The sequence below is a fragment of the Mycetocola sp. Y442 genome (assembly GCF_056898615.1).
Map to the genome: position 1 here is coordinate 419,194 of NZ_JBXHBV010000001.1, position 25,076 is coordinate 444,269.

Genomic DNA, 25,076 nt, shown 5'->3' on the forward strand with positions numbered 1-25,076 from the left:
GACCTAGAGCCGAGCCGCGTGGATGGCACTCACCAGGATGGCGCGAGCGCCGATCTCGTAGAGTGCGTCCATGATCTGGTTGGTGCGCTCACGCGGAACCATCACCCGAACGGCCACCCACTCCTTGTCGCGAAGCGGAGACACCGTCGGCGATTCGATTCCGCCGGCAATGGCCGTGGCCTGGTCGAGGAGGCGCTCAGGCAGGTCGTAATCCATGATCACGTACTTGCGTGCGACGAGAACTCCCTGCAGCCGGCGCAGCAGCGTCGTGAGTCCAGGCTTCTCCTCCGGTGCACCGATGAGAACGGCCGTCGATTCGAGGATGACCGGGCCGAAGATGTCGAGCTCTGCCTTGCGCAGGGTGGTGCCGGTCGAAACCACGTCGGCGACGGCATCCGCGACGCCAAGCCGGACAGCCGACTCAACAGCCCCGTCGAGCGGCACGAGCTTCACCGTGACGTTGTGCTCGGCGAGAAACGCACCGACGAGGCCGGGGTAGCTCGTCGCGACCCGCAGCCCGGAAAGGTCTGACAGTTCGGTGAAGCGACCGATAGGTCCCGCAAAGCGGAACGTCGAGTCGGCGAAGCCGAGGCTTTCGATCTCGGTTGCGTCTGAACCTGAGTCGAGCAGCAGGTCACGGCCGGTGATGCCGACGTCGAGCGCGCCTGAGCCGACGTAGGTGGCGATGTCGCGGGGGCGGAGGAAGAAGAACTCGACACCGTTGCGTGCGTCGATGAGGTGGAGTTCCTTGGGGTCCCTGCGGCCGGCGTATCCGGCTTCTGACAGCATCTGGGCTGCGGTGTCGGCGAGCGAGCCCTTATTGGGCACTGCGATTCTCAACATCTGGTTTTCTCTCGTTCGGAGCGGTTCTGATCGACGGTGTGACTGGGGATTATCCCGGCATCACAGATGTCGATAGACGTCCTCCGGGGAGAGGCCCTTGGCGATCATGAGCACCTGGAGGTGGTAGATCAGCTGGGAGATCTCTTCGGCGGTCTCGGTGTCGCTCTGGTATTCAGCGGCCATCCAGACCTCGGCGGCTTCCTCGACGATCTTCTTGCCGATGGCGTGCACGCCCGCGTCGAGCTCGCGAACGGTGCCGCTGCCCTCTGGCCTGGTTTCGGCCTTCGAGCTGAGTTCCGCGAACAGGTCGTCGAATGTTTTCACAGTATTCAGGGTACTAGCGTTTCGGGCCCCGGGCGTGCGTGTGCGCTGAGGCTGCCCTGCGAAGCAGGTCGATCTGCAGGCCGGGATTGTCGGCAGCGAACACGCTCGAGCCGGCAACGAAGGTGTTGGCGCCTGCTTCAGCCGCGATCCCTATGGTGTCCTCGCTGATTCCGCCGTCGACCTGCAGCCAGATATCTGAGCCGACCTTGCCCGCCGCCTCGGCGAGCAGCCTCAGCTTCGGCATCGTCTCCGGCATGAACTTCTGCCCGCCGAAGCCGGGCTCGACAGTCATCACGAGGACGAGGTCGAACTCGTCGAGGATGTCGAGGTATGGCTCGATCGCGGTGCCGGGTTTCACGGCGATTCCCGCGCGGGCACCGATGTCACGAAGCCGCCTGGCTACGGCAACGGGGCTGTCGGTTGCCTCCGCGTGGAAGGTGACGGAGTATGCGCCGAGTTCGGCATAGCCGGGCGCCCAGCGCTCGGGGTCGTCGATCATGAGGTGCACGTCGAGGGGAACAGGTGAGACCTGCTGGATCCGCTCGACCATCTGTGGACCGAAGGTGAGGTTCGGGACGAAGTGGTTGTCCATGACGTCGACGTGGACGAGGTCGGCTGAACTGATCGAGTTGAGCGCACTCTCGACGTTGACAAAGTCAGCGGCGAGGATGCTCGGGTTGATCCGGATCGACATGGGGAGAGCCTAACCGAGCCCGTCAGGCTTTGCTGATCAGGGCGATGAACATGGCGTCGGTGCCGTGGCGATGTGGCCAGAGCTGGACTGTCGTTCCGTCGCGGTCGGGCTGCTGCTCGCCGAGCTCCACCGGTTCGAGCACGAACGAGTTCACGACGGACGCTGTGTCGAGGAGTGTTGCGCTCTCCCCGAGGCGCCTGAGCGCGTCGAGGACGACGCCACGCGACTCTGCGAGGTGGGGCGAGCAGGTGACGTACGCGAGCACTCCACCCGGCTTGAGGGCGGCGAACGCCGAGAGCAGCAGTGACTGCTGCAACCTGGTCAGCTCGCCGACGTCCCTGGCGGTCTTGCGCCAGCGCGCCTCCGGCCGACGCCGCAGGGCGCCGAGACCGGTGCACGGTGCGTCGACGAGGATCCTGTCGTAGGTGGCGGGGTGCAGGTCGCCGATCGTGGTTCCGTCAATTTCCGTCACGTCGATGTCGCCAGGTACCGGCGCTACAGCGCGGCGAACCAGCTCCGCACGAGCCGGCACGACCTCGTTCGCCGTCAGTCGCGCTCCGCCGATGGCGGCTTCGGCGCCGAGCAGGGCGGTCTTGCCACCCGGTCCAGCACAGAGGTCGAGCCACAGCTCCCCTTCCGTCACCGGCATCGCCCTGCTCAGCGCGAGTGCGGCGATTTGCGAGCCTTCGTCCTGTACGCGAATCCGACCGGCTTCGGAGCGGATGGCGGTATCCGGGTCGCCGCCGTCGAGGACGAACCCGAACGGGGAGAACGTGTCGGGCTCCGCGCCGTCGGGGATCTGTGCGAGACCGGGAAGCGCAATGAGGTTCACCCGTGGCGCCACGTTGTCGGCGGCGAGCAACTGTTCGAGCTCGTCGCTCCTGCCCTCGGCAGCGAGTGCCTGCCGGAACGCGCGCACGATCCACGCCGGGTGGGCGAACTCGGCAGCGAGCCTCTCATCGTTGGTCTTCGTGGTCGCGAGCACCCGCTCGCGCCACTCGTCTGCCGATGACCGGGAGATGGTGCGGAGCACGCCATTCGTGAACCCGACCGCCGATCGCGACCCGACGGTCCTCGCAAGGGCGACCGACTCATTCACCGCCGCGTGCGGCGCCACGCGAGTGGCGAGCAGCTGGTGTGCGCCGAGCCTGAGGACATCGAGGATGTCCTCGTCGATCTGCGCGACCGGACGGTTGGCGGCAAGCTCGATCACGCGGTCATAGTATCCGCGCATCCGGAGCGTGCCGTACGTCAGCTCGGTGGCCAGTCCGGCATCCGCTGTGCCGAGGGCCTGTCGTTTGATGAGGGTCGGCAGCAGGAGGTTGGCGTACGCGTCGTCGCGGCTGACCGCGTTGATGACGTCGAACGCGACGCGGCGTGCTGGCTGGATTGAGGCTGGGGATTCGGGTGCGGCATTCATTGTGTGGTTCTACTCTGCCACGATCTGGGGATCGGGCCCGAGTCCCCGCCACCAGTCGGCCGCGCGCATTGCCGATTTTCCGGCCGGTTGGACCGTGTCGAGCTGCAGTGCCGTCGACCCGGTGCCGATGAGCACCTCCCGCTCGGAGCGGGCGAGTACGCCGGGAGGAAGCGTGACGTCCGGGCGAGGCGTCATGCCGAGGATCTTGAACCTCGCACCGCCGATCGTCGTGTGCGCGCCGGGTTCGGGCGTGACACCACGGAATCGGTTGTAGAGAGTTTCGGCGTCATGAGTCCAATCGAGTCGGCCATCCTCAATTTTCAGTTTGGGCGCGAGGGTCACCTGACCGGTCTGCGGAACCGCGCTGGCGCGTCCGCCGGCGATGTCGTCGACGACCCTGACGAGCAGTTCGCTCCCGGTGACGGCGAGTTCCGAGAGGAGGTCTGCCGCCGTGGCCTCGGGTGCTATCGGGTGATCAACGGTGCCGAAGATGTCGCCGGCGTCGAGCTCAGGCACGAGCTGGAAGACGCTCGCGCCGGTGACGGTGTCACCGGCGATGAGCGATCGCTGGACCGGTGCTGCTCCGCGCCACGCCGGCAGCAGGGAGAAGTGCAGGTTGATCCAGCCGAGCCTGGGCGTCGAGAGCAACGGCTCCCGTAGCAGTCCCCCGTAAGCGACGATCACGCCGAGGTCGGCGTCAAGGGCCCGGATGCGCTCGGTCACGGCGTCGGTGAGGCGGTTGGCCTTGAGAACGGGAATCGAGTGTTCCTCCGCCACCAGGGCAACGGGCGACGGGGTGAGAACGCGCTTGCGGCCGAGCGGGGCATCCTCGCGCGTCAGTACAGCGACGACATCGTGTTCGCTGTCGATCAGGGCGGTGAGGCTGGAAACAGCGACGGAGGGCGTGCCGGCGAAGATCAGCCTCATGCGGAAAAGTGCGTGGAGGCGGAGGGGCGGGAAAGGCTCATGACAGGATCTCCGGGTCGTCGAATCGTACTCTCAGTGTAGGCATCTGCCGGTACGCGGCCTTGCCCGCCGGCGGCTTGCGCCTCATCGTCGCGTTCTTCACCACCGCCGCCCTGAGCTCGCGAGCGGCGGCCTGCGCCTTGCCGTAGTCGAGCCGCAGAATGGTGCGAACGCCGTCGGACGTCGGCACGGGCCCGAGCACATCAGCCGGGACGAGCGACGTGACGGCAGCGACGGCATCCCGAACCGCCGTCTCGTCTCCCGTCACGGATGCCACACGCACCGCCGGCGGGAATCGGAGGGTTCGCCTGTCAGCGAGCTCAGCCGACGCGAACGCCGGCTGGTTCCAGGTTGCGACGGCCGTGGCGAGGGTGCCGGCGACCCCGGTGAGGATGACAGGGGCGCCCGGCGCAGACAGGGCAGCGGCGTTGGACCACCAGCGCAGGCAGTCCTCGGCGATGCGCAGCGATTCGGCAGCGAGCATCCGATCGCCGTCGAGCAGCAGGACGGCAGCATAACCGCCGTCGGCGACCGGCTCCGCGCCCCTCGTTGCGACGACGAGGGCTGGTGACCCGGAAACCCCGGTGACCTGCCGTTCGCCGTCTGACACCACAACGCGAACGCCCGGAAACGCGCGACCGAGTTCCTCGGCGGTGCGTCCCGTCCCGCGGGTGACGAGCCTGAGCTTCGTGCCTTCACAGTTGTCGCACGCCCAGTTGCCCGCGATCGCACCGCACAGTGTGCACGCGGGCAATGCGCCGGCACGAGGAATACCGAGCGGCCCGTGGCACGCTGTGCATCGCGCGGCCTGTGAACATCTGGCGCAGGCGATGACCGGCGCGTAGCCCGGCCTGGCTACCTGGACGAGCACGGGTCCGGTCTGGATCGCCTCCTTGGCCTGCCGCCACGCCATCGAGGGAATGCGCGCGGTCACCGCTCCTGGCCCCGCTTCGTTCGAGGTGGCCGTGAGCATCACCCGTGGCGTGTACACGCGGCTTGGCCCGACCGGGGTGACAAAGCCGATCTCCACCAGCCGCTGCACATCTGTGCTCCGAGTGTGTCCGGCAAAGACGAGTGCAGCGCCGGATTCCTCCTGGCGCACCAGGGCGGCGTCGCGGGCGTGCACGTAGGGAGACAGTGGTTCAGCGTGCAGTGGATCTCCGTCGTCCCACACCACGATCAGCCCGAGGCGCGCGGCGGGTGCGTACACGGCCGACCGGTTGCCGATGATCACGCGGGGCTGGGCGGTGAGGCAGTCCAGGAACGAACGGTATCGCTCGGCGTTGGACTGCCTGGCGTCAACCCTCGTGAGTTGTTCCGGCGGAATGATCCGTTCGAGCGCGGCCTGGAGCTGGTCCTGGTCGCGGTAGTCAGGGAGCGCGACAATGACCGACGAGCCGTTGGCGACGACCCGTGCGCTGAGTTCGGCGATGGTGAGAGCCCAGCGGCCTACCCAGGCGGTCCCAAGGTCGGTCACCGTGGGGATCGCGGCAAGCGCGATCCGGCTCCCCGCATCGATGGCGTCGCCGAGGGACTCCGGGTAGTCGTGAATCGGCAGCCGGTGCCCGGGCCCGGAGTCCGGCCCGTTCGCCGGAGCATCGTTGGCCGGAGCAGTGTTGGCCGGTGCATCGTTGGCCGGAGTATCCGTCGTCGAATCGGCGTGCTGATCGGCGTGCTGATCGTCGCGCTGATCGTTAGCGCCGACCGTTGCGGCCTGTTCCGCCACCCAGGTCTTCTCCACCCGAACCTGGCGCGGCGGAATGGCGAGCCGCAGGATGTCTGTCGCTGAACCCGCCGCCCTGTCCGCGAGCCGGCGTGCCAGGGTCCACAGTTCCGGCGTGAGAACCGGGACCGGCGAGACGACGGAATCGAGCGGGCTGAGCGTTCCGTCGAAGCCATCTGCCTTCGCCACGACATCGACGATGTACCCCCGCGACAGTCGGCCGGCCGAGCGGAACGGCACAGCCACCCGGACACCGGGCACCGCCGTCTCGGCGAGCTCAGGCGGGATGCTGTAGTCGAAGAGGTGATCCAGTTGCGGAAGGGGCGAGTCGATGGCGACTCGAGCGACGTGACCAGGCGCTGGGCTCACCGGCGCGCTGTCGGCCGGTGCGCTCATGGTTACAGCCCGGCCGCGCTCTGCAGCTCGGCGACCCGGTCGAGGCGCTCCCAGGTGAAGTCGGGGAGCTCACGGCCGAAGTGTCCGTATGCCGCAGTCGCAGCGTAGATCGGACGGAGGAGGTCGAGCGAAGACACGATGGCGGCTGGACGGAGGTCGAAGACCTCGCGGATGGCGTCGACAATGGTCTCCTCCGAGACCTTGGCCGTTCCGAACGTCTCGACATAGAGGCCGACCGGAGCCGCCTTGCCGATCGCGTATGCGACCTGCACCTCAAGCTTGTCGGCGAAACCGGCAGCCACGGCGTTCTTCGCCACCCAGCGCATCGCGTATGCAGCGGAACGGTCGACCTTCGACGGGTCCTTTCCGCTGAACGCTCCCCCGCCGTGCCGTGCGGCTCCGCCGTAGGTGTCGATGATGATCTTGCGGCCAGTCAGGCCGGCGTCGCCCTGTGGGCCACCGATGACGAAGCGCCCGGTCGGGTTGATGAGGAATTTGACGTCATCGGAATCCAGATCGACCGAGTCGAGAACCGGCTTGATGACGAGCTCGGCGACATCGGCACGGAGCTGCTCGACATCGATGCCGTCCTGGTGCTGGGTCGAAAGCACGATCGTCTCGACCGTGCGGGGCGTGATCCCGTCGTACCCGATGGTCGCCTGGGTCTTGCCATCGGGGCGCAGGTAGTCGAGCTCGCCTGACTTCCGGACCTCTGCGAGACGCTCGGCCAGTCGGTGCGCGATCCAGCCGGGAACGGGCATGAGCTGCGGCGTCTCGGTGGTGGCGTAGCCGAACATGATGCCCTGGTCGCCGGCACCCTGTGCGTCGAGAGCGTCGGAGCTGGACTCCTCGCGTGCCTCGAATGCCGCATCGACGCCCTGGGCGATGTCGGGCGACTGCTGGCCGATCGACACGGACACTCCGCATGACTTGCCGTCGAACCCGACGTCGGAGTGGTCGTAGCCGATGTTGGTGACGAGCTCGCGGATCAGTGCGGGAATCTCGACGTAGGCCTCGGTGGTGACCTCGCCCGCTACGTGGACGAGGCCGGTGGTGACGAGGGTCTCAACGGCGACGCGGCTCTGCGGGTCTTGTTCGAGCATGGCATCGAGGATGCTGTCGGAAATTTGGTCGCATACTTTGTCTGGATGCCCTTCGGTAACAGATTCCGAGGTAAACAGGCGCAGTTGCGTCATACCAACTCCAAGTGGGACAGGGTGAATGCGGGGCTAAACGAGCGAGTTCAGGATGCTGTGAGCAACGTCGAGTTTCTCGCCTGAGGCCTTCATCACTATATCTCCGCCCCGTGACAGCATCACGACACTGTTACGGTCGGTGGAGAATCCCTCTGACCAGCTGACCCGGTTGAGGACGAGAAAATCGCAGCCTTTTCGGGCGAGCTTGGCGCGCCCCAGGTCAATCAGTTCGTCCTCCGAATTCGCGGTTTCGGCTGCAAAGCCGACGACGATGCCCCGAGGCCTTGAGGCGGAGAGGCCGGCGAGGATATCGGGGTTTTTGACGAGCGTAAGGGTGAGTTCGTCGCCCGTCGATTCCTTCTTGATCTTCTCGTGCCTGACCTCGGCTGAACGGTAGTCGGCGATCGCGGCAGCCATGATCGTGATGTCCGCTGTCTCTGCGGCGTCCGTGACCGCACGCGCGACATCCGCCGCTGTCGGCGCATCGATGACGTCGACACCGGCTGGCGCTGGCACGTCGAGGTGCGCAGCGATGAGAGTCACTGACGCTCCGCGACTCACCGCTGCCTCTGCGAGGGCAACGCCCTGCTTGCCGCTCGACCGGTTGCCGATGTAGCGAACGGGGTCGAGGGGTTCACGGGTGCCGCCGGCGGTGATGACGACGCGTTTTCCCGCGAGGTCACGCACGGGAGGCGAGACCACCGCGAGCGCGGCAGCGACGATGATCTCCGGCTCTTCCATCCGGCCGGGGCCGGAGTCGGTGCCCGTGAGCTGGCCGGAGGCGGGGCCGACGACCGTCACGCCACGGGCGCGCAGCGTGTGGATGTTGGCGACCGTCGCCGGGTTCTGCCACATCTCGGTGTGCATGGCCGGAGCGATAACGAGGGGTGCTGTGCTCGCGAGGATTGTGTTCCCGAGCAGATCGTCCGCAAGGCCGACCGCGAGCTTGGCGATGGTGTTTGCGGTCGCCGGGGCGATCACGATCAGGTCGGCAGCCTGGCCGATGGCGACGTGCCGCACCTCGGCGACGCCCTCATAGAGTTCGGTGTGCACCGGGTTGCGTGAGATGGCCTCGAGCGTCGGGCGTCCGACGAACTTCAGGGCGCCGGCGGTGGCGACGACCTGGACGCTGTGGCCCTGCTTAACGAGTAAACGGATGACACCGACCGCTTTGTATGCGGCGATGCCACCCGTTATGCCGACAACAACGTTCAATGAGCCTGTCATCGGGTACTGCAGAGACTATTCGGCGATGGGACGCAGAACGAGCTTGTCTTCGTTGATCTCGTGGAGTGCAACGGAGAGCGGCTTGTCCTCGACCTGCGAGTCGACGAGCGGACCCACGTTGTCAAACAGGCTGCCTTCATGAAGGTCAGCGTAGTAGTCGTTGATCTGGCGGGCGCGCTTCGACGCGAAAATGACGAGAGCGTATTTCGAGTCGACCTTGCTGAGCAGGTCGTCGATCGGCGGGTCAATAATTCCCTTGGGTTTTTCAGCCATAACTGAAGTTCACACTCCTCGTGCGTCGCGGATTTTGCGGAAGAAAGGTCTTTTGGCGGCTGCATCGCTACAGTGAATGCACAGCCTGGTGCTGTGCGTTCGCCCGATTCGGCGCTGTTTTCACACAGCGCGTCGGGGTCGTGCGCCGCGAGTCTTAATCAAGTCTACGACCTCCTGGGCTGCGTCAGCCACTGTGCCGTTCACGACGCGGTAATCGAACTCGTCCTGTGCGGCCAATTCGTGCCGCGCGGTCTCCAGTCTGCGCTCGCGTTCCTCAGCATCCTCTGTGCCCCGTCCGACCAGCCGTCGGACCAGTTCGTCCCAGCTGGGCGGAAGCAAAAACACGAGGGTGGCCTCGGGCATTGCGGCCCGAACCTGGCGTGCGCCCTGGATGTCGATCTCAAGCAGGACACTGTCGCCACGGGCGAGGGCCTCGTCGATCGGCCCGCGTGGGGTGCCGTACCTCGAGGCGTTGTGCACCGTGGCGTGCTCGAGCAGTTCGTTGTTCTCAATTAGCCGGTCGAACTCGGCGTCATCGACGAAGAAGTAGTTGACGCCCTCGATCTCGCCCGGCCGCGGCTTCCTGGTCGTCGCCGACACCGAGAGGAGGACATCCGGATAATTCTCACGGATGTAACTGGCGACGGTTCCCTTGCCGACCGCGGTCGGCCCGGCGAGCACGATCAGTCGTGAACGCTTGTGCTGGCGGTTTTTGGATTCCCGGTCTGCGATGAAGTCGTGGAGCCGGGTGCGCTGGTTGGGGCCGAGGCCGCCGAGCCGCTTGGCGGGCGAAATCTTCAGGTCATCGAGGATCCTGGTCAGCTTGGTGCGCCCGATCGCGGGCACGCTCAGCAGGAAATCGGTCACGCGCATGCGACCGGCAACACCATCGGGGTCGGCAAAGGCGTCGTCGAGCACGGTCAGCGCCGATATGGCGCCGGAGGACACCCGGTTCTTAAGTTCTGCTCGAGCGCGTCGAGCCTCGACAGCGGCGCGGGATGCCGCGACGCGGTCGACCTCCGGTGGGGTTCGGACTGTCTGCTCAGGCACTGGCCTGCCTCACTATTTCTGCTCGGGTGGTGACGGCGCTACGGATCCCATCGGGACCCGCGCCGAGCACGCTTCGTGATTCGGAGACGATGACACCGCTCGTGAGTGCACCGTAGATTGACCGCATGGCCTCGGCTTCTGCGCCCTGGTGGCCGAAGCCGGGAGCGAGCACCGGCGGTGCCGGCAGCGGTGCGAGTTCCAGGTCGAAGTCGGCGAGTCGGAGTGTCGCTCCGATGACGACGCCGATGGATCCGAGAGCGCCGCTGGCGTGCTCGGCGTTCCAGGCGTTGACCTCGTTCACGATCGATCGCGCGACCGTCTCGCCCGTCGGCATCCGTGCCTGCTGCAGTGCGATTCCTTCGGGGTTGGACGTCGCAGCCAGCACGAACAGGCCCTTGCCGGTCGATTCGGCGAGGGCACCCGGCGCGGCGAGTGAGCCGACGCCCTGGTATGCGCTCACCGTGAGCGCATCGGCCTCGAGGGGCGAACCGGGCGTAAGCCAGGCCTGCCCGTACGCCTCGACGCTCGAACCGACATCCCCCCGCTTGGCATCGGCGATGACCAGGAGGCCGCGTGAACGAGCGGCGGCGAGGACCTCTTCGAGCGCGGCATATCCGGCGGAGCCGAACCGCTCGAAGAAGGCCACCTGCGGTTTCACGATTCCGGCATTGCCCTCGACGGCGTCGAGGACCCGGAGGCCAAACTCGCGCGCGCCGGCTGCCGTGTCGGCGAGTCCCCAGTCCCTGAGGAGCCAGGCGTGCGGGTCGATGCCGACACAGAGCCGACCGCGTTCGCTGAAGACGCGCTCAAGTCGTTCCCCGAAGGATGCCGTCATGCGCGAGACGCCCTGTCCTGGGCGTACTCCTGCAGTGAGCGGACGTCGAAGCCGTTGCGGACGGCCTCGATGGAGGCGACAGCGGCGGTCAGCTCGGCGATCGTCGTGAAGAGCGGCTTGTCTTCGGCAACCGCTGCGGCACGGATCTCGTAGCCATCGGCACGACCACTGCGGCCGGACGGGGTGTTGATGACGATGTCCACCTCGTGGCGGTTGATCAGCTCGACGATCGACGGTTCGCCGAGTGTCGATTCGTCGCCCTCGGAGTACTTGCGGACCGTGCGAGCCGAGATGCCGTTGCGGTTGAGGATCTCTGCGGTTCCCTCGGTCGCGAGGATCTCGTAGCCGAGCTCCTGGAACCGGAGGATCGGAAGCACGATCGAGCGCTTGTCGCGGTCGGACACCGAGACGAAGACTGTGCCAGACAGCGGGATGCCGCCATAGGCTGCGGTCTGGCTCTTGGCAAACGCGCGCGGGAAGTCCTTATCGATACCCATGACCTCACCCGTCGATCGCATCTCGGGGCCGAGGATTGAGTCGACGATGCGGCCGTCGGCGGTGCGGAACCGCTTGAACGGAAGCACAGCTTCCTTGACCGAGACCGGTGAGTCGATCGGGATGCGCGAACCGTCGACGGGAGGGAGGAGTCCCGATCCCTTGAGGTCGGCGATGGTCGCGCCGGTCATAACGAGAGACGCCGCCTTGGCCAGTGGGATGCCGAGCGCTTTCGACACGAACGGAACCGTGCGTGATGCACGGGGGTTCGCCTCGAGGACGTAGAGGATGCCGGCGCCGATCGCGAACTGGACGTTGATCAGTCCCTGCACGCCGATCCCCTGCGCGATGGCCAGGGTCGCATCGCGGACCCTGTCGATCTGTGCGCGTCCGAGCGAGATGGGAGGCAGGGTGCAGCTCGAGTCACCCGAGTGGATACCGGCCTCTTCGATGTGCTCCATGACGCCACCGATGTACAGCTCGGTCCCGTCGTAGATCGCGTCGACATCGATCTCGATGGCGTCGTCGAGGAACCGGTCGACGAGCAGCGGGTGCTGGGGTCCGATGATGCCCTGGTCGGCCATCCGCAGGAAGTAGTCCTCGAGGGATGCCGTGTCGTAGACGATTTCCATGCCGCGGCCGCCGAGGACGAAGCTGGGGCGAACCAGAACCGGGTAGCCGATTTCCTCCGCGATGGTGATCGCGCCGGTGATTTCGGTCGCTGTGCCGTTCTTCGGAGCGAGCAGTCCGGCGTTCGCGAGGATCTGTGAGAACGCACCGCGTTCCTCGGCCAGGTCGATCGCTTCAGGTGTGGTGCCGAGGATCGGCACGCCAGCGGCCTTGAGGCCCGTGGCGAGGCCAAGCGCGGTCTGTCCGCCGAGCTGGACGACCACACCGACGAGTTCGCCCGACTTGCTCTCGGCGTCAATGACCTCGAGGACGTCTTCGAGGGTCAGCGGTTCGAAGTACAACCGGTCGCTGGTGTCGTAGTCGGTCGACACGGTCTCCGGGTTGCAGTTGATCATGATCGTCTCGAAGCCCGCTTCACTGAGCGCGAACGACGCGTGGACACAGGAGTAGTCGAACTCAACACCCTGGCCGATCCGGTTCGGGCCTGAACCGAGAATGACGACCTTCCGGCGGTCGGACGGAGCGACCTCGGTCTCGGTGTCGTAGCTCGAGTAGTGGTACGGCGTCAGCGCGGGGAATTCGCCGGCGCAGGTGTCGACCGTCTTGTAGACGGGGCGAACGTCGAGGATGTGGCGGACCTCGCGGACCTGGGCCTCACCGAATCCGCGGAGCTGGCCGATCTGAACGTCGGAGAAGCCGTGGTTCTTCGCCGTGACGAGGACCTCGGTGTCGAGGACCGGCGCGTCGCGGATGTAGTCCGCAACCTCGTTGATCAGGGAGATCTGGTCGAGGAACCACGGGTCGATCTTGGTGGCCTCGAAGAGCTGCTCGGGCGTCGCGCCGAGGCGGAGCGCTTGCTGCACGACGACGATGCGTCCGTCTGTCGGCACCTTCGAGATCTCGATGAGTTCCTCGACCGAACGGAGCTCCTCGCCCCAGTGAAAGCTCGATCCGCGCTTCTCGAGCGAACGGAGTGCCTTCTGCAGCGCCGTCGAGAAGTTCCGGCCGATCGCCATGGCCTCACCGACGGACTTCATCGTTGTCGTGAGCGTGGCATCCGCCGCGGGGAATTTCTCGAACGCGAACCGGGGAACCTTGACGACGACATAGTCGAGGGTCGGCTCGAAGCTCGCCGGCGTCACCTTGGTGATGTCGTTCGGAATCTCGTCGAGGCGGTAGCCGATGGCGAGCTTCGCGGCGATCTTGGCGATGGGGAATCCCGTTGCCTTCGAGGCGAGTGCGCTCGACCGGGAGACGCGGGGATTCATCTCGATGACGATGATGCGGCCGTCAGCCGGGTCGATGGCGAACTGGATGTTGCAGCCACCGGTGTCGACCCCGACGGCGCGGATGATGTCGATGCCGATGTCACGGAGCTTCTGGTACTCACGGTCGGTGAGGGTGAGCGCCGGTGCGACGGTGATCGAGTCGCCGGTGTGGACGCCGACGGGGTCGACGTTCTCGATCGAGCAGACGACGACGGTGTTGTCCGCGGTGTCGCGCATGAGTTCGAGTTCGTATTCCTTCCAGCCGAGGATGGACTCCTCGAGGAGGACCTCGGTGGTGGGGCTCTGGTGCAGGCCGTCGCCGACGATGCGGCGGAGTTCGGTCTCGTTGTAGGCGAAACCCGATCCAAGTCCACCCATGGTGAACGAGGGGCGGACGACGAGCGGGTAGCCCAGGTCCTCAGCGAAACCGACAGCCTCTTCGACGGTGTGCGCGATGTGCGACCGTGCAACGTCTGCGCCGGCGTCGAGCACGAGCTGCTTGAAGATCTGGCGGTCTTCACCCTTGTTGATCGCCTCGAAGTTGGCACCGATCAGCTCGACGTCGTACTTCTCGAGGATCCCGTTCTCGTGCAGCTGAATGGCCGCGTTGAGCGCCGTCTGGCCGCCGAGGGTCGGCAGGATGGCATCCGGGCGTTCCTTGGCGATGATGGTCTCGATGACCTGCCAGGTGATCGGCTCGATGTACGTCGCGTCGGCGAAGTCCGGGTCGGTCATGATCGTCGCCGGGTTGGAGTTCACCAGGATGACGCGGACGCCTTCTTCCCGGAGCACGCGGCAGGCCTGGGTTCCCGAGTAATCGAACTCGACGGCCTGGCCGATGACAATCGGGCCCGAACCGATGACGAGGACGCTCTGGATGTCGTCGCGTTTTGGCATTAGTTGTCGTCTCCTGCTGAGGTGTGGTTGTTCGCGATCACGAGGTCGCGGAAGCGATCGAAGAGGTGGTTGGCGTCGTGCGGGCCTGCAGCCGATTCCGGGTGGTACTGGACGCTGAACGCGGGGATGTCGAGGCAGGCAAGTCCCTCGACCACCTGGTCGTTGAGGCTGTAGTGGCTCACTTCGACGCGACCGAATCCCTCGGGTGACTGGTGGTCGCCCTCGATCGGCAGGTCGACGGCGAAGCCGTGGTTCTGCGAGGTGATCTCAACCCGGCCCGTGGACTTGTCGAGCACCGGCTGGTTGATGCCGCGGTGGCCGAACGGGAGCTTGTAGGTATCGAAGCCGAGTGCCCGACCGAGCAGCTGGTTACCGAAGCAGATCCCGAAGTACGGCACGTTCTCGCGGAGGACCTCGCGGAGCAGGGTGACGTGTGCGTCACTCGCGGCCGGGTCACCCGGGCCGTTAGAGAAGAACAGGGCGTCCGGTTTGAGGCTCAGGACGTGGTCTGCAGTGACGTTCTGCGGGAGCACCATGACATCGAAGCCGCGCTCGGACAGGTAGTTGACCGTCGACTTCTTGATGCCGAGGTCGAGGACCGCCACCCGGCCGATGCGCTCGCCCTGGGCGGGAACCTCGTACGGGTCGATCGTCGACACGTCGCCGGAGAGGTTGCGGCCCTTCATCTCTGGACCCTGGCGGACCTGGTCGAGCTGGTCGCCCTCCGAGAGGTTGAAGTCGGCGCCGGAGAAGATCCCGGCGCGCATCGAGCCGCTTGACCGAATGCGCCGAGTGACGGCGCGGGTGTCGATGTCGCTGATGCCGACGATGCCGTCGCGTGAGAGCTCGCTGTCGAGGCTGTGCTCCGACCGGAAGTTCGACACCATGCGGGATGGGTCGCGCACGACGTAGCCGGCGACCCAGACGCGGGACGACTCCATGTCTTCGGCGTTCATTCCCGTGTTGCCGATGTGCGGGGCCGTCATGAGCACAATCTGGCCCGCGTACGACGGGTCGGTGAGGGTCTCCTGGTACCCGGTCATACCCGTCGAGAAGACAACCTCGCCCAGTGTCTTGCCCGTCGCGCCGTATGCGCGACCGACGTAGCGGGAGCCGTCTTCCAGAACGAGGACGGCGGGTTCTGCTGAGCCAAATCGTGAATTGCTCATGGTTTCTCACTCTCGGTTGACGGTGCGGGACCGGACGATGCCGGGCCCGTCGAGTTCAGTGACGCCAGTGCGTCGAGTACTGGGGCGTGCTTGGTCGGATCGATGACGCGAACGTAGCTGTCGGCATCCGTGTCGCCTGTACGCCAGGTGATGCTGACGAGTCCGTCGGATTCGACGACCCGGTCGATGGTCCAGGTGGCTGGCTGGGACGAGCGGATGCTGTCGGCCGGCAGGAAGATCGGCTCCTGTCCTGGGACGGACAGCACGACTCCCTCCTCAGCCACGATGAGTTCGGCGCGGGCCCTGAATGCCAGGCCGCTGATCGCCAGTCGTTCGAGCGGCTGGCCGGCCCTTGTCGTCGCCACGTAGAGGACGTCTGTCGTCAGCAGCGGATGGATACCACCGGTGGGAAGAGGTGCACTCGCGGAGACGCCGCTGTCGCGTCGAGCCCTGGCGCGCCACGCGAGCCACATGCCGGCGAGCAGGATCGCGAGGAGTCCGAGAACGAGGGCTGCGGGAAGGAGCCGGTCAGGCATTCGCGCCCGCCCGTCCGGTGAGCGCCTGGCGCGCGATCACATCGACCGGGCGCAGAGCCCCGTCGAGGACCGTTGGGTAGCCGTCGTGGAAGGTCGCAACGACGCGACCGGGCAGGGCCAGGTCAAGGTAGGGCGAGTTCATGCCCTTGCCGCGGAGGTCGCCGGTGCTGAAGGTGCGCGACGCCTGGGGGTCGTAGAGCAGCACCTGGGCTGGCGCACCGACGGCGATGCCCTGGCCGTGCCGCGTGATGCGTCCGATCCGGGCGGGGGCCGATGAGAGGACCCGCGCGACGTCTGACCAGTTCAGCAGGCCGGTATCGACAACGGATGCCTGCACAACGCTGAGAGCGGACTCGAGGCCGACCATGCCGTTCGCGGCGGCATCCCACTCGCAGTCCTTGTGCTCGGTCGGGTGCGGTGCGTGGTCCGTTGCGACGATGTCGATGGTGCCGTCAGCGAGGGCCTCACGGAGCGCGAGGACGTCTTCCTGCCGGCGAAGCGGCGGGTTGACCTTGTACCTGGCGTCGTAGCTTCGGACGAGCTCTTCGGTGAGCAGGAGGTGGTGCGGGGTGACTTCAGCCGTCACGGAAATGCCACGCGCTTTGGCCCAGCGGATGACGTCGACGCTTCCCGCGGTCGATACGTGACAGATGTGGAGCCGTGACCCGACGTGTTCGGCGAGCAGGACGTCACGGGCGATGATCGATTCTTCGGCGACCGCAGGCCAGCCCTGCAATCCCAGTTCGCCCGACACGGCGCCCTCGTTCATCTGGGCGCCGACGGTGAGCCTGGGGTCCTGGGCGTGTTGCGCGATGACGCCGTCGAACGACTTGACGTACTCGAGGGCGCGGCGCATCAGCAGCGGATCGGAGACGCAGAAGCCGTCGTCGGAGAACACCCGCACCTGGGCGCGGGATGCTGCCATCGCGCCGAGTTCGGCGAGCTGTTCGCCCGCCAGCCCGACGGTGACGGCGCCGATCGGCTGGACCGTCGCGTAGCCGGCTTCCTGCCCGAGGGCCAGTTCCTGCTCGACGACACCGGCGGTGTCTGCGACGGGTGAGGTGTTCGCCATGGCGAAGACGGCGGTGAATCCCCCGGCGGCTGCGGCCTGCGTACCGGTGAGCACGGTTTCGCTCTGCTCGTAGCCGGGTTCACGGAGGTGGGTGTGCAGGTCGACGAGGCCAGGGAGCGCGAGCAGTCCGTCCGCGTCAACAACGGAGGCGCCGTCGGCGGAGAGGGATCCACCGAGTTCGGCGATGATGCCGTTGGCGATGCGGATGTCTGTGGTGCTGCCGTCTGCGAGGGTCGCCTGGCGGAGGACGTAGGTCTCTGTAGTCATGGTTATGCGTCCTCCCGATCGCCCGACAGCAGCAGGTAAAGTGCGGCCATCCGCACGGAAACTCCGTTGGCCACCTGTTCGCGAACCGTGGACTGGGGCGAGTCAGCTGCTGCAGCGGAGATTTCCAGACCCCGGTTCATCGGTCCGGGGTGCATGACAATGGTAGTCGCCCGAAGCTGGTGCAATCGTCCATTGTCGAGGCCCCACCGCCTCGAATACTCCCGGCTGTTGGGGAAAAACGCGTTTCGCATCCGCTCGGCCTGGATGCGGAGCATGATGATGACGTCGGGCTCTGAGGCGATGGCCTCGTCGAGGTCGTAGCCAACGGTCACCGGCCAGCCCGAGGTGTTCACCGGCACGAGGGTGGGCGGTGACACGATGCTGACGGTGGCGCCGAGCGTCGTGAGCAGCCAGACATTCGACCGGGCGACGCGGGAGTGGAGCACGTCGCCGACGATCGTGACCGTGAGCCCGTCGAGGTCTTTCCCTCGCGAGGCTGCGCCGTGGACGCGCTTCCGGATCGTGTACGCGTCGAGGAGCGCCTGCGTCGGGTGCTCGTGTGTCCCGTCGCCCGCGTTCAGGATTCCGGCGTCGATCCATCCGCTGGTCGCCAGGGTTTGCGGTGCGCCGGATGCGGGGTGACGGATGACGACGGCATCCGCGCCCATGGCCTGAAGCGTTTGTGCTGTGTCTTTGAGGCTCTCCCCCTTCGAGACGCTCGACCCTTTGGCGCTGAAGTTGATGACGTCCGCGCTCAGGCGTTTGGCGGCAGCCTCGAACGAGATGCGGGTTCGGGTGGAGTCTTCGAAGAAGAGGTTGACGACGGTTTTGCCGCGGAGGGTCGGGAGCTTCTTGACCTCGCGCAACTGGGTGTCGGCCATGTCTTCGGCAACGTCGAGCAGTTCGATGGCTGTGTCGCGGCTGAAGTCCCGCGTCGAGAGGAGGTGGCGCATCAGGACTCCATCCCATCGATCGAGACCAGATCGGCGCCATCGAGTTCGGCAAGGCGCACGTTGATGCGTTCGGTTTGCGCGCTCGGCAGGTTCTTGCCGACGAAGTCGGGGCGGATGGGCAGCTCACGGTGCCCACGGTCGATGAGGGTGGCCAGGCGGACGGCGCGGGGCCTGCCGATGTCGCCGATGGCGTCGAGAGCGGCGCGGATGGTGCGACCCGAGTACAGGACGTCATCGACGAGCACCACGGTCTTGCCATCGATACCGGATGCGGGGATGTGCGTTGGTGCCGGAGTGCGGGTGGGGTGTTTTGCGAGGTCGTCGCGATACATGGTCACGTCGAGGGACCCTGCGTCGATCGGCGTGCCGGCGATCTCCGAGATCAGAGCGGCGATGCGGTCGGCGAGAATGACCCCGCGGGTCGGAATGCCGAGGAGGACGAGGTTCTCTGCGCCTCGATTGGACTCAAGGATCTCGTGGGAGATCCGGGTCAACGCTCGGGCGATGTCAGCCTGCTGAAGTACGACGCGCGCACTCATGCCGACTCCCTTCTCCGTCTCTCGGACGGCGTTAAAGGTTGTCAATTATTTTTCACTCTAGCAGTCGCCGGGCTCTGATCTCGTTTGTGACGCCGGGCCGGCGCGTGCTCCCCATCGTGTACCGCGGCGTCTCGGGAGGCGAAACGGAGCGGCCGCTGCCTGTGGGGCGCCGCACCCCCGGTTTTCCCTCCCGAAACACCCGAGCTACACCCCCAGCTGCCCACCCCGCTGCACTGCACCCGCTGGCCGCCGCCCACCGGCGGGCGCTGCGTTTTGGGAGGAGGAACGCGGGGGTCGCGGGCCATAGGGCGCCGTGCCCCCGGTTTTTCCTCCCGGAGTACCCGCACTACCCCGGCTCCCGTCCCACCTCCACTGCCCCGCTGGCGTCGTTTCGGGAGGAGGAACCCGGGGGCCGCGGGCCATAGGCACCCGCACCCCCGATTTCCCTCCCGGAGCACCCGAACTACCGCGGCTCCCGTCCCAGCTCCCGTGGTCTTTCTCGCCTCCCGAGACACCCGCGCCACCCGAGCTACACCCCCAGCTGCCCACCCCGCTGCACTGCACCCACTGGCCGACGCATACCGGCGGGCGCTGCGTTTTGGGAGGAGGAACCCGGGGGCCGCGGGCCATAGGCGCCCTGGCCCCCGGTTTTTCCTCCCGGAGCGCGGGCGACACCCACCGCTGAGCACGCAAGGCACCGCCCAGCGACGTCATGCCCGCCGGGGTGCGAAGCCACCACCCCCCGCTGCGAACGCATCAGTTGCGGTCGAGAACATCCCGCGTAACTGATGCGCTCGACCACAAGTGATGCGCTCGCGCGTGGGACTGCACACCCGGGTGCGCACGCCCCGCCATTCCCGGACACCGCCCCATGCCCAATCGCCCGTTCGCCGTGCATAATGGGCACCAGGTGGTGCCCGCGTCGAGACCGGGAGGCATCGTGGCACGGATTCTGGTCGCGGTCATGCCGTTCGCAGGACACGTCGCGCCGATGCTCGCCGTCGTCAGCGAGTTCCTGGCCCGTGGCCACGCAGTGCGGGTGTACACCGGCGCCGCCTGGGCCGACCGGTTCGCCTCCGTCGGCGCCACAGTCGTGGCCTGGCAGGATGCACCCGACTTCGACGAACACAACCTGGCTGCCACGTTTCCCCAGCTGGTCGGACGCAAGGGCCCACGGCAGACGATCGCCAACCTCGAGCACCTCTTCATCCGCACCGGCGCCGCCCAGCACAGCGACCTGACCCGCGCCTGGCGAACAGAGCCGTGGGACCTCATCCTCGCCGACAGCCTCAGCTGTGGTGCCGCACTCATCGCCGAAACCACACCAGCACCGTGGGCAACGCTCTCCCTCGTCCCGCTCACCACCCCGAGCCGGGACCTTCCCCCTGCCGGGTTCGCCCTCCACCCCGGGCGTGGCCGAATCGGACGGCTCAGGGATGCCATCCTCCGGCATGCGGCCCGGCTCCTGACACGAGGCCTGCACCGGGCGTGGAACGACACCAGGCAACGGGTCGGGCTCCCGCCAACGGCAACGCGATTCGACACCGCATGGGTCTCACCCACACTCACCTGCGTCACCGGAACAGCGTCCCTCGACTATCCCCGCACCGACCTGCCGCCGACCACCCACTACATCGGCGCCATCCGCACGACTCCCCCGGCAACACCAGAGAGCCCCGCCTGGTGGCCTGACGTCGTCTCCGCCACGGTCCCCGTTGTGCACGTGACCCAGGGCACTCTGAATGTCGACCCGGCCGACCTTCTGCACCCGGCGATGGTTGCACTTGCGGATGCCCCGGTGCTCGTCGTCGCAGCCACCGGGTCCGCCGTCGAAACGGCTCCCGCCTTCCCGGTGCCGCACAACGCCCGCGTCGCCAGCGTCCTCGATTACGACGAACTGCTTCCGCTGACGAGCGTCGTTATTACCAACGGTGGCTGGGGCGGCGTCCTTGCCGCACTGCGCTACGGAGTTCCGCTGATCGTGGCAGGCGGAGACATCGACAAGCCCGAGATCGCCGCACGCGTGGCATACAGCGGCGCAGGCGTCGACCTCCGCACCGGCACCCCATCGGCGACGGCGATCGCCGCCGCGTACCGGCGGGTCGCCACCGACCCCGCCTTCCGGAATTCTGCTCATCGACTCGCACGCGAGCTCAACCGATCGCGCGGCCAGGCGGACGTCGTCGATCGCTGTGAAGCGTTGATTCGATGAGACCAGTGCACGCGAGCCTCGGCTGAAAACCCGCACGAAAAACGCCCGCCACCGCGCGAGCGGTGACGGGCGTTCGCCGACACGACCCAAGCCACTGACCTGGGCGATTTCTTCCGAGCAGGTGGCGGGCGGTCTCCCGGTGGCGCACGCCATTCGGTGCGGAACGCTGCCTTCTCCGTACGACCTCCCGCGCCTCCTGAATAATGTTCCCCGCGCTGTCCTCCCTCGCCCTGCTGGGCGGCGCGCGGCTGTCCAACGGAGTCCGCCATCGTGCTCGGCAGAAGCAGGGTTTGGCAGTTCAGCGGTAGTACTGTTGCCCAGTTCAGCGGAAGTATGGCTTGCGACGGATCCACTCGGCGATGGTGACCTTGGGTTTGCCGTTCACCATCGTGACGGTGAAGACTCCGGTGTCGACCATCCGATGATGGAACCAGCAGAACAGTGCACCGTTATCGAGATGGGTAGGCCCACCTTCGGAGTGCGGGATGATGTGGTGGGCTTCGCAGCCGGTGGCCGGGATCTGACAGTCCGGCATCGCACAGGTCGGACCATCGCGGGCGATCATCCCCATCCGCTGCGTCCGGTTGAACCCGCGCTGATCATTACCGAGGGCAACGACAGCGCCGTCGGGGTCGATGAACACCGGGATGATGCTCGCATCACACAGAATCTGCGTGATCGTTGACGCCGTCACCGGGCTGTTCACTCCGACGATCTGTCCGGTACCGGTCTTGGAGTCGATCACGTCCGCGTTGACCGTCACCACGACGGTTGGTGCCGCACCCGTGACCGATGGTGCATCGGTGGAGCGGGCGAGGGCGTCGATCATCGCGGCAAACACGTCAGCGCGTTGCTGCCCGGCGGTCCGCCGGGCCCGGATGGGTTCCTCGTGCTCCACAGGGCTCTCGTCGGCGACTTGTGCCGAGTCACCGGTGTCTGGGCCTGGGCCGGTCACGGTTGGCGACGCCCCGGATCCGAAGGCGCCGGTGTCGCCGGATGCGAAGGCGCCTGTGTCGCCCGTTCCGGTTCCGGTGGCACCAGCTCCGCCTGTTCCATCACCAGAACCCGCGGCAGCGTCCGCGGCGGTTGGGTCGTATCGGTCCGCGGTCTTCGGGCTCAGCACCGCATCGAGTAACGCGTGAAGTTTCGCGCCGACGTCGACGGTGACCTGGCCGCCGAACTTCACCAACCCGTCCTTCGCGGTGCGGGCGATCCAGAAGTCACGTTTCTGGAACGCTTTGTCGGTATTGGGTTCGATCCCGTCTTCGTCCAATCGGTCTCGCCACTGCCGAGCCTGAATCCCCACCAGATCGGCCGACATGGGTAAGCCGTCGCGCCAGCCGGCACCGACGGCCTCACTGACCAGGGTGCGTTCGGCGATCGCGAGGTGTTCCACCTCGGCACGGTGCGCGGCGAGCGACAGTTCCCGGGTGATCGCTTCGGCGGTTTCCACCCCGATCAGACCCTGCCGGAACGCGTCGCCGACGACCGGGAACAACGGTGGTAAGGGGAACCCGGCATCGGTGAGGCGGCGGCAGGTGCGCTGCCCGACCCGGATCAACCGTGACGCGGCCGCGGACGACACCCCGGTGATCACCTCGATCAGGTGCGACGGACGCTGGTAGTTGTGTTTCACCGCCAACCCGTCGTTGCCGCGGGCGGGGTCGGACCGGTCAGCGACCTCGGCACTCAACGCCGCGAGGACCGCCTCACCGGCACGCACCACCCCGGCGACCTGCCCCAGCTGCGTCAACAGTTGTTCGCCGGTCAACCGGTCCAGGTGGTCCAGGTCAAGAACATCAACCACCTGCCCCAGGTGCGTGAGCAACCCGGTGAGCGCACTCTCACCCTCCGGCACCGATGCCGGCGGAAAGTCGCTCACCGCGAGGCTCATGACACCCGCACACCCCCACCAGCCAACACAACAACGGCGAAAAGTGCGGCCAGGCCGGACTCCGCCACACCAGAACGGTGCCGAATCGGGCTGCTGACCGGGATGTTCATGACTTCAGTACACACCCAACCACTGACATTGAAACCGAGCCCCGAGGGCATCGCTCCCGGGCCTTTGCAGGCGTCCGAACGCCACACCAGTACGGGTGCGAATCGGGCTACTGACCGGGATATTCATGACTTCAGTACACACCCAACCACCGACATTGAAACTGCCACACTGGGGCCTCGCACCGGCATCCGCCCGGGCGTTCGAACGCAACCTTGTAAGGGTGCGGATCGGACTGCTGACCGGGATTTTCATGACTTCAGTACACACCCAACCACTGACATTGAAACCGGGCACCGAGGGCATCGGGCCCGGGCCATCGCAGGCATCCGAACGCCACACCAGAATGTTGGCGGAACGGGCTACTGGCCGGGATGTTCATGACTTAACTACACACCCAACCACTGACATTGAAACCGAGCCCCGAGGGCACCACGCACGGGGCTTGCAGGCATCCGTCGACCACACCGGAAATGGTGACGATACGAGCTACCGACCACGTCAAACCCACCCCGAACGCCAGGGCGCACGAAAAACGCCCGCCATTGGCATCCGATGACGGGCGTTTCGACGAAAGAAGTACTAGCCGTTGGCCTGGGCGATCTTCCCGAGCAGTCCGTTGACAAATCCGGGCGAGTCATCAGTCGACAGCGTCTTGGCAGATTCGACAGCCTCGTCGATGGCAACCGCGGCAGGCACCTCGGAGTTGAACATGATCTCCCACACGCCGATGCGCAGGATCGCACGATCAACAGCCGGCATCCGCGCGAGGGACCAGCCCTGGGCGTACGTCTCGATCTGCTCGTCGATCTCCTCGGCGTTGTCGGCGATGCCGTCGACGATGTCGCGCGCGTAGAGCCAGCTCGCTTCACGGTCGGGCTCGCTCGCGGCACGCTTCGCTTCAACCGTGAGGGCCTCGCTCAACGCCATGTCCCGAAGGTCTGCGCCGTACAGGATGTCGATGGCCCGCTTACGGGCCTTGCTACGGGCGCTCACTAGTCGTTGACGCGTCCCATGTAGTCGCCCGTGCGGGTGTCGACCTTGACCTTGGTGCCCTGCTCGAGGAACAACGGCACCTGGATCTCGTATCCGGTCTCAACGGTTGCGGGCTTCGTGCCACCGGTCGAGCGGTCGCCCTGGAGGCCCGGCTCGGTGTAGGTGATCTCGAGAACGACGGATGCCGGCAGTTCGACATACAGCGGGTTGCCGTTGTTGAGTGCAACGGTCACGGCCTGGTTCTCGAGCATGAAGTTGGCGGCGTCTCCGACAACGGATGCCGGAACCGTCAGCTGGTCGTAGTCAGCGGTGTCCATAAACACGAAGGCTTCACCGTCGTTGTAGAGGTAGGTGAAGTCGCGGCGGTCGACGTTCTCGATGTCGATCTTCGCGCCAGCGTTGTACGTGCGGTCGACGGTCTTGCCCGACACGACGTTCTTCAGCTTGGTGCGCACGAAAGCGCCACCCTTGCCGGGCTTGACGTGCTGGAACTCGATGACGTTCCAGAGCTGTCCGTCAATGTTGAGGACAATTCCGTTCTTGATGTCGGCGGTAGATGCCATGAAGAGGGGGTTCCGTTCAGTGGGAGAAAAATGTGGTCTGAGGCGACCGATGTGACGAGTTTACCGCAGGAGCCTGTTTACTCGGTCCCAGCCGCTGTCAGGCGGAGTACGGCATCGAGTGCCAGGCGGTACGAATCGAAGCCGAAACCAGCGATCACACCAGTCGCAACACCCGAGATCACGCTCGAGTGCCGGAAGGTCTCCCGCGCGTGCGGGTTCGAGATGTGGACCTCGACCAGCGGAATACCCGCCTTCGTGACGAGCGCGGTGGCATCCCGAAGCGCGTAGCTGTAATGGGTGAACGCTGCCGGATTCAGGATCACGGGAACGGAACCGTCAGTTGCCTCGTAGAGCCAGCCGATGAGCTCACCCTCATCGTTGGTCTGGCGGAGATCGATCGAGACGCCTTCCGGGGCGGATGCCTGGAGCAGCGTCCAAAGGTCGTCGAGGTTACCGCTGCCGTAGACATCGGGCTCGCGCGAACCGAGCCTGCCGAGGTTGGGGCCGTTGAGCACGAGCACACGGGTCAT

22 protein-coding genes are annotated in these 25,076 nt (G+C 66.2%); 1 reads left to right on the forward strand and 21 read right to left on the reverse strand.

The window, feature by feature from the left end:
- Positions 1-3: 3 nt before the first annotated feature.
- The 17 genes from hisG to pyrR all read right to left on the reverse strand — a co-directional run bounded on the left by hisG (position 4) and on the right by pyrR (position 18,773).
- Complete coding sequence (hisG, locus tag AC1X6S_RS02000; protein WP_483404157.1) at positions 4-843, reverse strand: ATP phosphoribosyltransferase; 840 nt, start codon at positions 841-843, stop codon at positions 4-6.
- Positions 844-903: 60 nt separating this feature from the next.
- The gene (locus AC1X6S_RS02005) at positions 904-1,167 is read right to left on the reverse strand and encodes a phosphoribosyl-ATP diphosphatase (RefSeq protein WP_483404158.1); all 264 of its coding nucleotides are present in this window, start codon (positions 1,165-1,167) and stop codon (positions 904-906) included.
- Between the two features lie 13 nt (positions 1,168-1,180).
- On the reverse strand, positions 1,181-1,861 hold the full coding sequence (gene rpe, locus AC1X6S_RS02010; RefSeq protein ID WP_483404159.1) for a ribulose-phosphate 3-epimerase: 681 nt from the start codon (positions 1,859-1,861) through the stop codon (positions 1,181-1,183).
- A gap of 22 nt (positions 1,862-1,883) precedes the next feature.
- On the reverse strand, positions 1,884-3,281 hold the full coding sequence (locus AC1X6S_RS02015; RefSeq protein WP_483404160.1) for an RsmB/NOP family class I SAM-dependent RNA methyltransferase: 1,398 nt from the start codon (positions 3,279-3,281) through the stop codon (positions 1,884-1,886).
- Between the two features lie 9 nt (positions 3,282-3,290).
- Entirely contained in the window at positions 3,291-4,208 is a 918-nt protein-coding gene (fmt, locus tag AC1X6S_RS02020) for a methionyl-tRNA formyltransferase (protein WP_483404161.1), read from the reverse strand.
- A 37-nt stretch (positions 4,209-4,245) separates the two neighbouring features.
- Positions 4,246-6,366: a primosomal protein N' family DNA-binding protein gene (locus AC1X6S_RS02025; RefSeq protein WP_483404162.1), complete on the reverse strand. Its 2,121-nt coding sequence runs from the start codon at positions 6,364-6,366 to the stop codon at positions 4,246-4,248.
- Between the two features lie 2 nt (positions 6,367-6,368).
- Entirely contained in the window at positions 6,369-7,562 is a 1,194-nt protein-coding gene (gene metK / locus AC1X6S_RS02030; RefSeq protein WP_483404163.1) for a methionine adenosyltransferase, read from the reverse strand.
- 33 nt (positions 7,563-7,595) lie between these two features.
- Entirely contained in the window at positions 7,596-8,789 is a 1,194-nt protein-coding gene (gene coaBC / locus AC1X6S_RS02035) for a bifunctional phosphopantothenoylcysteine decarboxylase/phosphopantothenate--cysteine ligase CoaBC (protein WP_483404164.1), read from the reverse strand.
- A 15-nt stretch (positions 8,790-8,804) separates the two neighbouring features.
- Positions 8,805-9,062 carry a DNA-directed RNA polymerase subunit omega gene (gene rpoZ, locus AC1X6S_RS02040; protein ID WP_108391030.1) on the reverse strand — a complete coding sequence of 86 codons (258 nt, stop codon included), beginning with the start codon at positions 9,060-9,062 and terminating at the stop codon, positions 8,805-8,807.
- A 120-nt stretch (positions 9,063-9,182) separates the two neighbouring features.
- Positions 9,183-10,112: a guanylate kinase gene (gene gmk, locus AC1X6S_RS02045; protein ID WP_483404165.1), complete on the reverse strand. Its 930-nt coding sequence runs from the start codon at positions 10,110-10,112 to the stop codon at positions 9,183-9,185.
- A complete protein-coding gene (gene pyrF / locus AC1X6S_RS02050; RefSeq protein WP_483404166.1) occupies positions 10,105-10,947 on the reverse strand; it encodes an orotidine-5'-phosphate decarboxylase in 843 nt (280 codons plus the stop codon). Before pyrF ends, gmk begins: the two co-directional genes overlap by 8 nt.
- Positions 10,944-14,237: a carbamoyl-phosphate synthase large subunit gene (gene carB / locus AC1X6S_RS02055; RefSeq protein WP_483404167.1), complete on the reverse strand. Its 3,294-nt coding sequence runs from the start codon at positions 14,235-14,237 to the stop codon at positions 10,944-10,946. The genes pyrF and carB overlap by 4 nt, the downstream gene beginning before the upstream one ends.
- Positions 14,237-15,406 carry a glutamine-hydrolyzing carbamoyl-phosphate synthase small subunit gene (gene carA / locus AC1X6S_RS02060; protein ID WP_483404168.1) on the reverse strand — a complete coding sequence of 390 codons (1,170 nt, stop codon included), beginning with the start codon at positions 15,404-15,406 and terminating at the stop codon, positions 14,237-14,239. Before carA ends, carB begins: the two co-directional genes overlap by 1 nt.
- A complete protein-coding gene (locus tag AC1X6S_RS02065; protein WP_483404169.1) occupies positions 15,403-15,942 on the reverse strand; it encodes a PH-like domain-containing protein in 540 nt (179 codons plus the stop codon). The genes carA and AC1X6S_RS02065 overlap by 4 nt, the downstream gene beginning before the upstream one ends.
- Entirely contained in the window at positions 15,935-17,281 is a 1,347-nt protein-coding gene (locus AC1X6S_RS02070) for a dihydroorotase (protein ID WP_483404170.1), read from the reverse strand. Before AC1X6S_RS02070 ends, AC1X6S_RS02065 begins: the two co-directional genes overlap by 8 nt.
- A gap of 2 nt (positions 17,282-17,283) precedes the next feature.
- Positions 17,284-18,234, reverse strand: a complete 951-nt coding sequence (locus AC1X6S_RS02075; RefSeq protein WP_483404171.1) for an aspartate carbamoyltransferase catalytic subunit — start codon at positions 18,232-18,234, stop codon at positions 17,284-17,286.
- Entirely contained in the window at positions 18,234-18,773 is a 540-nt protein-coding gene (gene pyrR, locus AC1X6S_RS02080; RefSeq protein WP_483404172.1) for a bifunctional pyr operon transcriptional regulator/uracil phosphoribosyltransferase PyrR, read from the reverse strand. The genes AC1X6S_RS02075 and pyrR overlap by 1 nt, the downstream gene beginning before the upstream one ends.
- Positions 18,774-19,713: 940 nt before the next feature.
- On the opposite strand from pyrR, the gene AC1X6S_RS02085 reads away from it, so the two are divergent.
- The gene (locus tag AC1X6S_RS02085) at positions 19,714-20,985 is read left to right on the forward strand and encodes a glycosyltransferase (RefSeq protein ID WP_483404173.1); all 1,272 of its coding nucleotides are present in this window, start codon (positions 19,714-19,716) and stop codon (positions 20,983-20,985) included.
- Between the two features lie 322 nt (positions 20,986-21,307).
- Here the strand turns inward: AC1X6S_RS02085 and AC1X6S_RS02090 are convergent, their stop codons facing one another.
- The 4 genes from AC1X6S_RS02090 to AC1X6S_RS02105 form a co-directional block, all read right to left on the reverse strand.
- On the reverse strand, positions 21,308-22,879 hold the full coding sequence (locus AC1X6S_RS02090; protein ID WP_483404174.1) for an HNH endonuclease signature motif containing protein: 1,572 nt from the start codon (positions 22,877-22,879) through the stop codon (positions 21,308-21,310).
- Between the two features lie 690 nt (positions 22,880-23,569).
- A complete protein-coding gene (gene nusB / locus AC1X6S_RS02095; RefSeq protein WP_108961906.1) occupies positions 23,570-23,983 on the reverse strand; it encodes a transcription antitermination factor NusB in 414 nt (137 codons plus the stop codon).
- Positions 23,983-24,546: an elongation factor P gene (gene efp / locus AC1X6S_RS02100; protein WP_108391041.1), complete on the reverse strand. Its 564-nt coding sequence runs from the start codon at positions 24,544-24,546 to the stop codon at positions 23,983-23,985. Before efp ends, nusB begins: the two co-directional genes overlap by 1 nt.
- A 77-nt stretch (positions 24,547-24,623) precedes the next feature.
- A complete protein-coding gene (locus tag AC1X6S_RS02105; RefSeq protein WP_483404175.1) occupies positions 24,624-25,076 on the reverse strand; it encodes a type II 3-dehydroquinate dehydratase in 453 nt (150 codons plus the stop codon).

Excerpts from the sequence above, each read along its gene's own strand:
- hisG (WP_483404157.1), bottom strand. The coding sequence starts at position 843 with ATGTTGAGAATCGCAGTGCCCAATAAGGGCTCGCTCGCCGACACCGCA.
- rpe (WP_483404159.1), bottom strand. The coding sequence starts at position 1,861 with ATGTCGATCCGGATCAACCCGAGCATCCTCGCCGCTGACTTTGTCAAC.
- AC1X6S_RS02015 (WP_483404160.1), bottom strand. The coding sequence starts at position 3,281 with ATGAATGCCGCACCCGAATCCCCAGCCTCAATCCAGCCAGCACGCCGC.
- fmt (WP_483404161.1), bottom strand. The coding sequence starts at position 4,208 with ATGAGGCTGATCTTCGCCGGCACGCCCTCCGTCGCTGTTTCCAGCCTC.
- AC1X6S_RS02025 (WP_483404162.1), bottom strand. The coding sequence starts at position 6,366 with ATGAGCGCACCGGCCGACAGCGCGCCGGTGAGCCCAGCGCCTGGTCAC.
- metK (WP_483404163.1), bottom strand. The coding sequence starts at position 7,562 with ATGACGCAACTGCGCCTGTTTACCTCGGAATCTGTTACCGAAGGGCAT.
- coaBC (WP_483404164.1), bottom strand. The coding sequence starts at position 8,789 with ATGACAGGCTCATTGAACGTTGTTGTCGGCATAACGGGTGGCATCGCC.
- rpoZ (WP_108391030.1), bottom strand. The coding sequence starts at position 9,062 with ATGGCTGAAAAACCCAAGGGAATTATTGACCCGCCGATCGACGACCTG.
- pyrF (WP_483404166.1), bottom strand. The coding sequence starts at position 10,947 with ATGACGGCATCCTTCGGGGAACGACTTGAGCGCGTCTTCAGCGAACGC.
- carB (WP_483404167.1), bottom strand. The coding sequence starts at position 14,237 with ATGCCAAAACGCGACGACATCCAGAGCGTCCTCGTCATCGGTTCGGGC.
- carA (WP_483404168.1), bottom strand. The coding sequence starts at position 15,406 with ATGAGCAATTCACGATTTGGCTCAGCAGAACCCGCCGTCCTCGTTCTG.
- AC1X6S_RS02065 (WP_483404169.1), bottom strand. The coding sequence starts at position 15,942 with ATGCCTGACCGGCTCCTTCCCGCAGCCCTCGTTCTCGGACTCCTCGCG.
- AC1X6S_RS02070 (WP_483404170.1), bottom strand. The coding sequence starts at position 17,281 with ATGACTACAGAGACCTACGTCCTCCGCCAGGCGACCCTCGCAGACGGC.
- AC1X6S_RS02075 (WP_483404171.1), bottom strand. The coding sequence starts at position 18,234 with ATGCGCCACCTCCTCTCGACGCGGGACTTCAGCCGCGACACAGCCATC.
- pyrR (WP_483404172.1), bottom strand. The coding sequence starts at position 18,773 with ATGAGTGCGCGCGTCGTACTTCAGCAGGCTGACATCGCCCGAGCGTTG.
- AC1X6S_RS02090 (WP_483404174.1), bottom strand. The coding sequence starts at position 22,879 with ATGAGCCTCGCGGTGAGCGACTTTCCGCCGGCATCGGTGCCGGAGGGT.
- efp (WP_108391041.1), bottom strand. The coding sequence starts at position 24,546 with ATGGCATCTACCGCCGACATCAAGAACGGAATTGTCCTCAACATTGAC.
- AC1X6S_RS02105 (WP_483404175.1), bottom strand. The coding sequence starts at position 25,076 with ATGACCCGTGTGCTCGTGCTCAACGGCCCCAACCTCGGCAGGCTCGGT.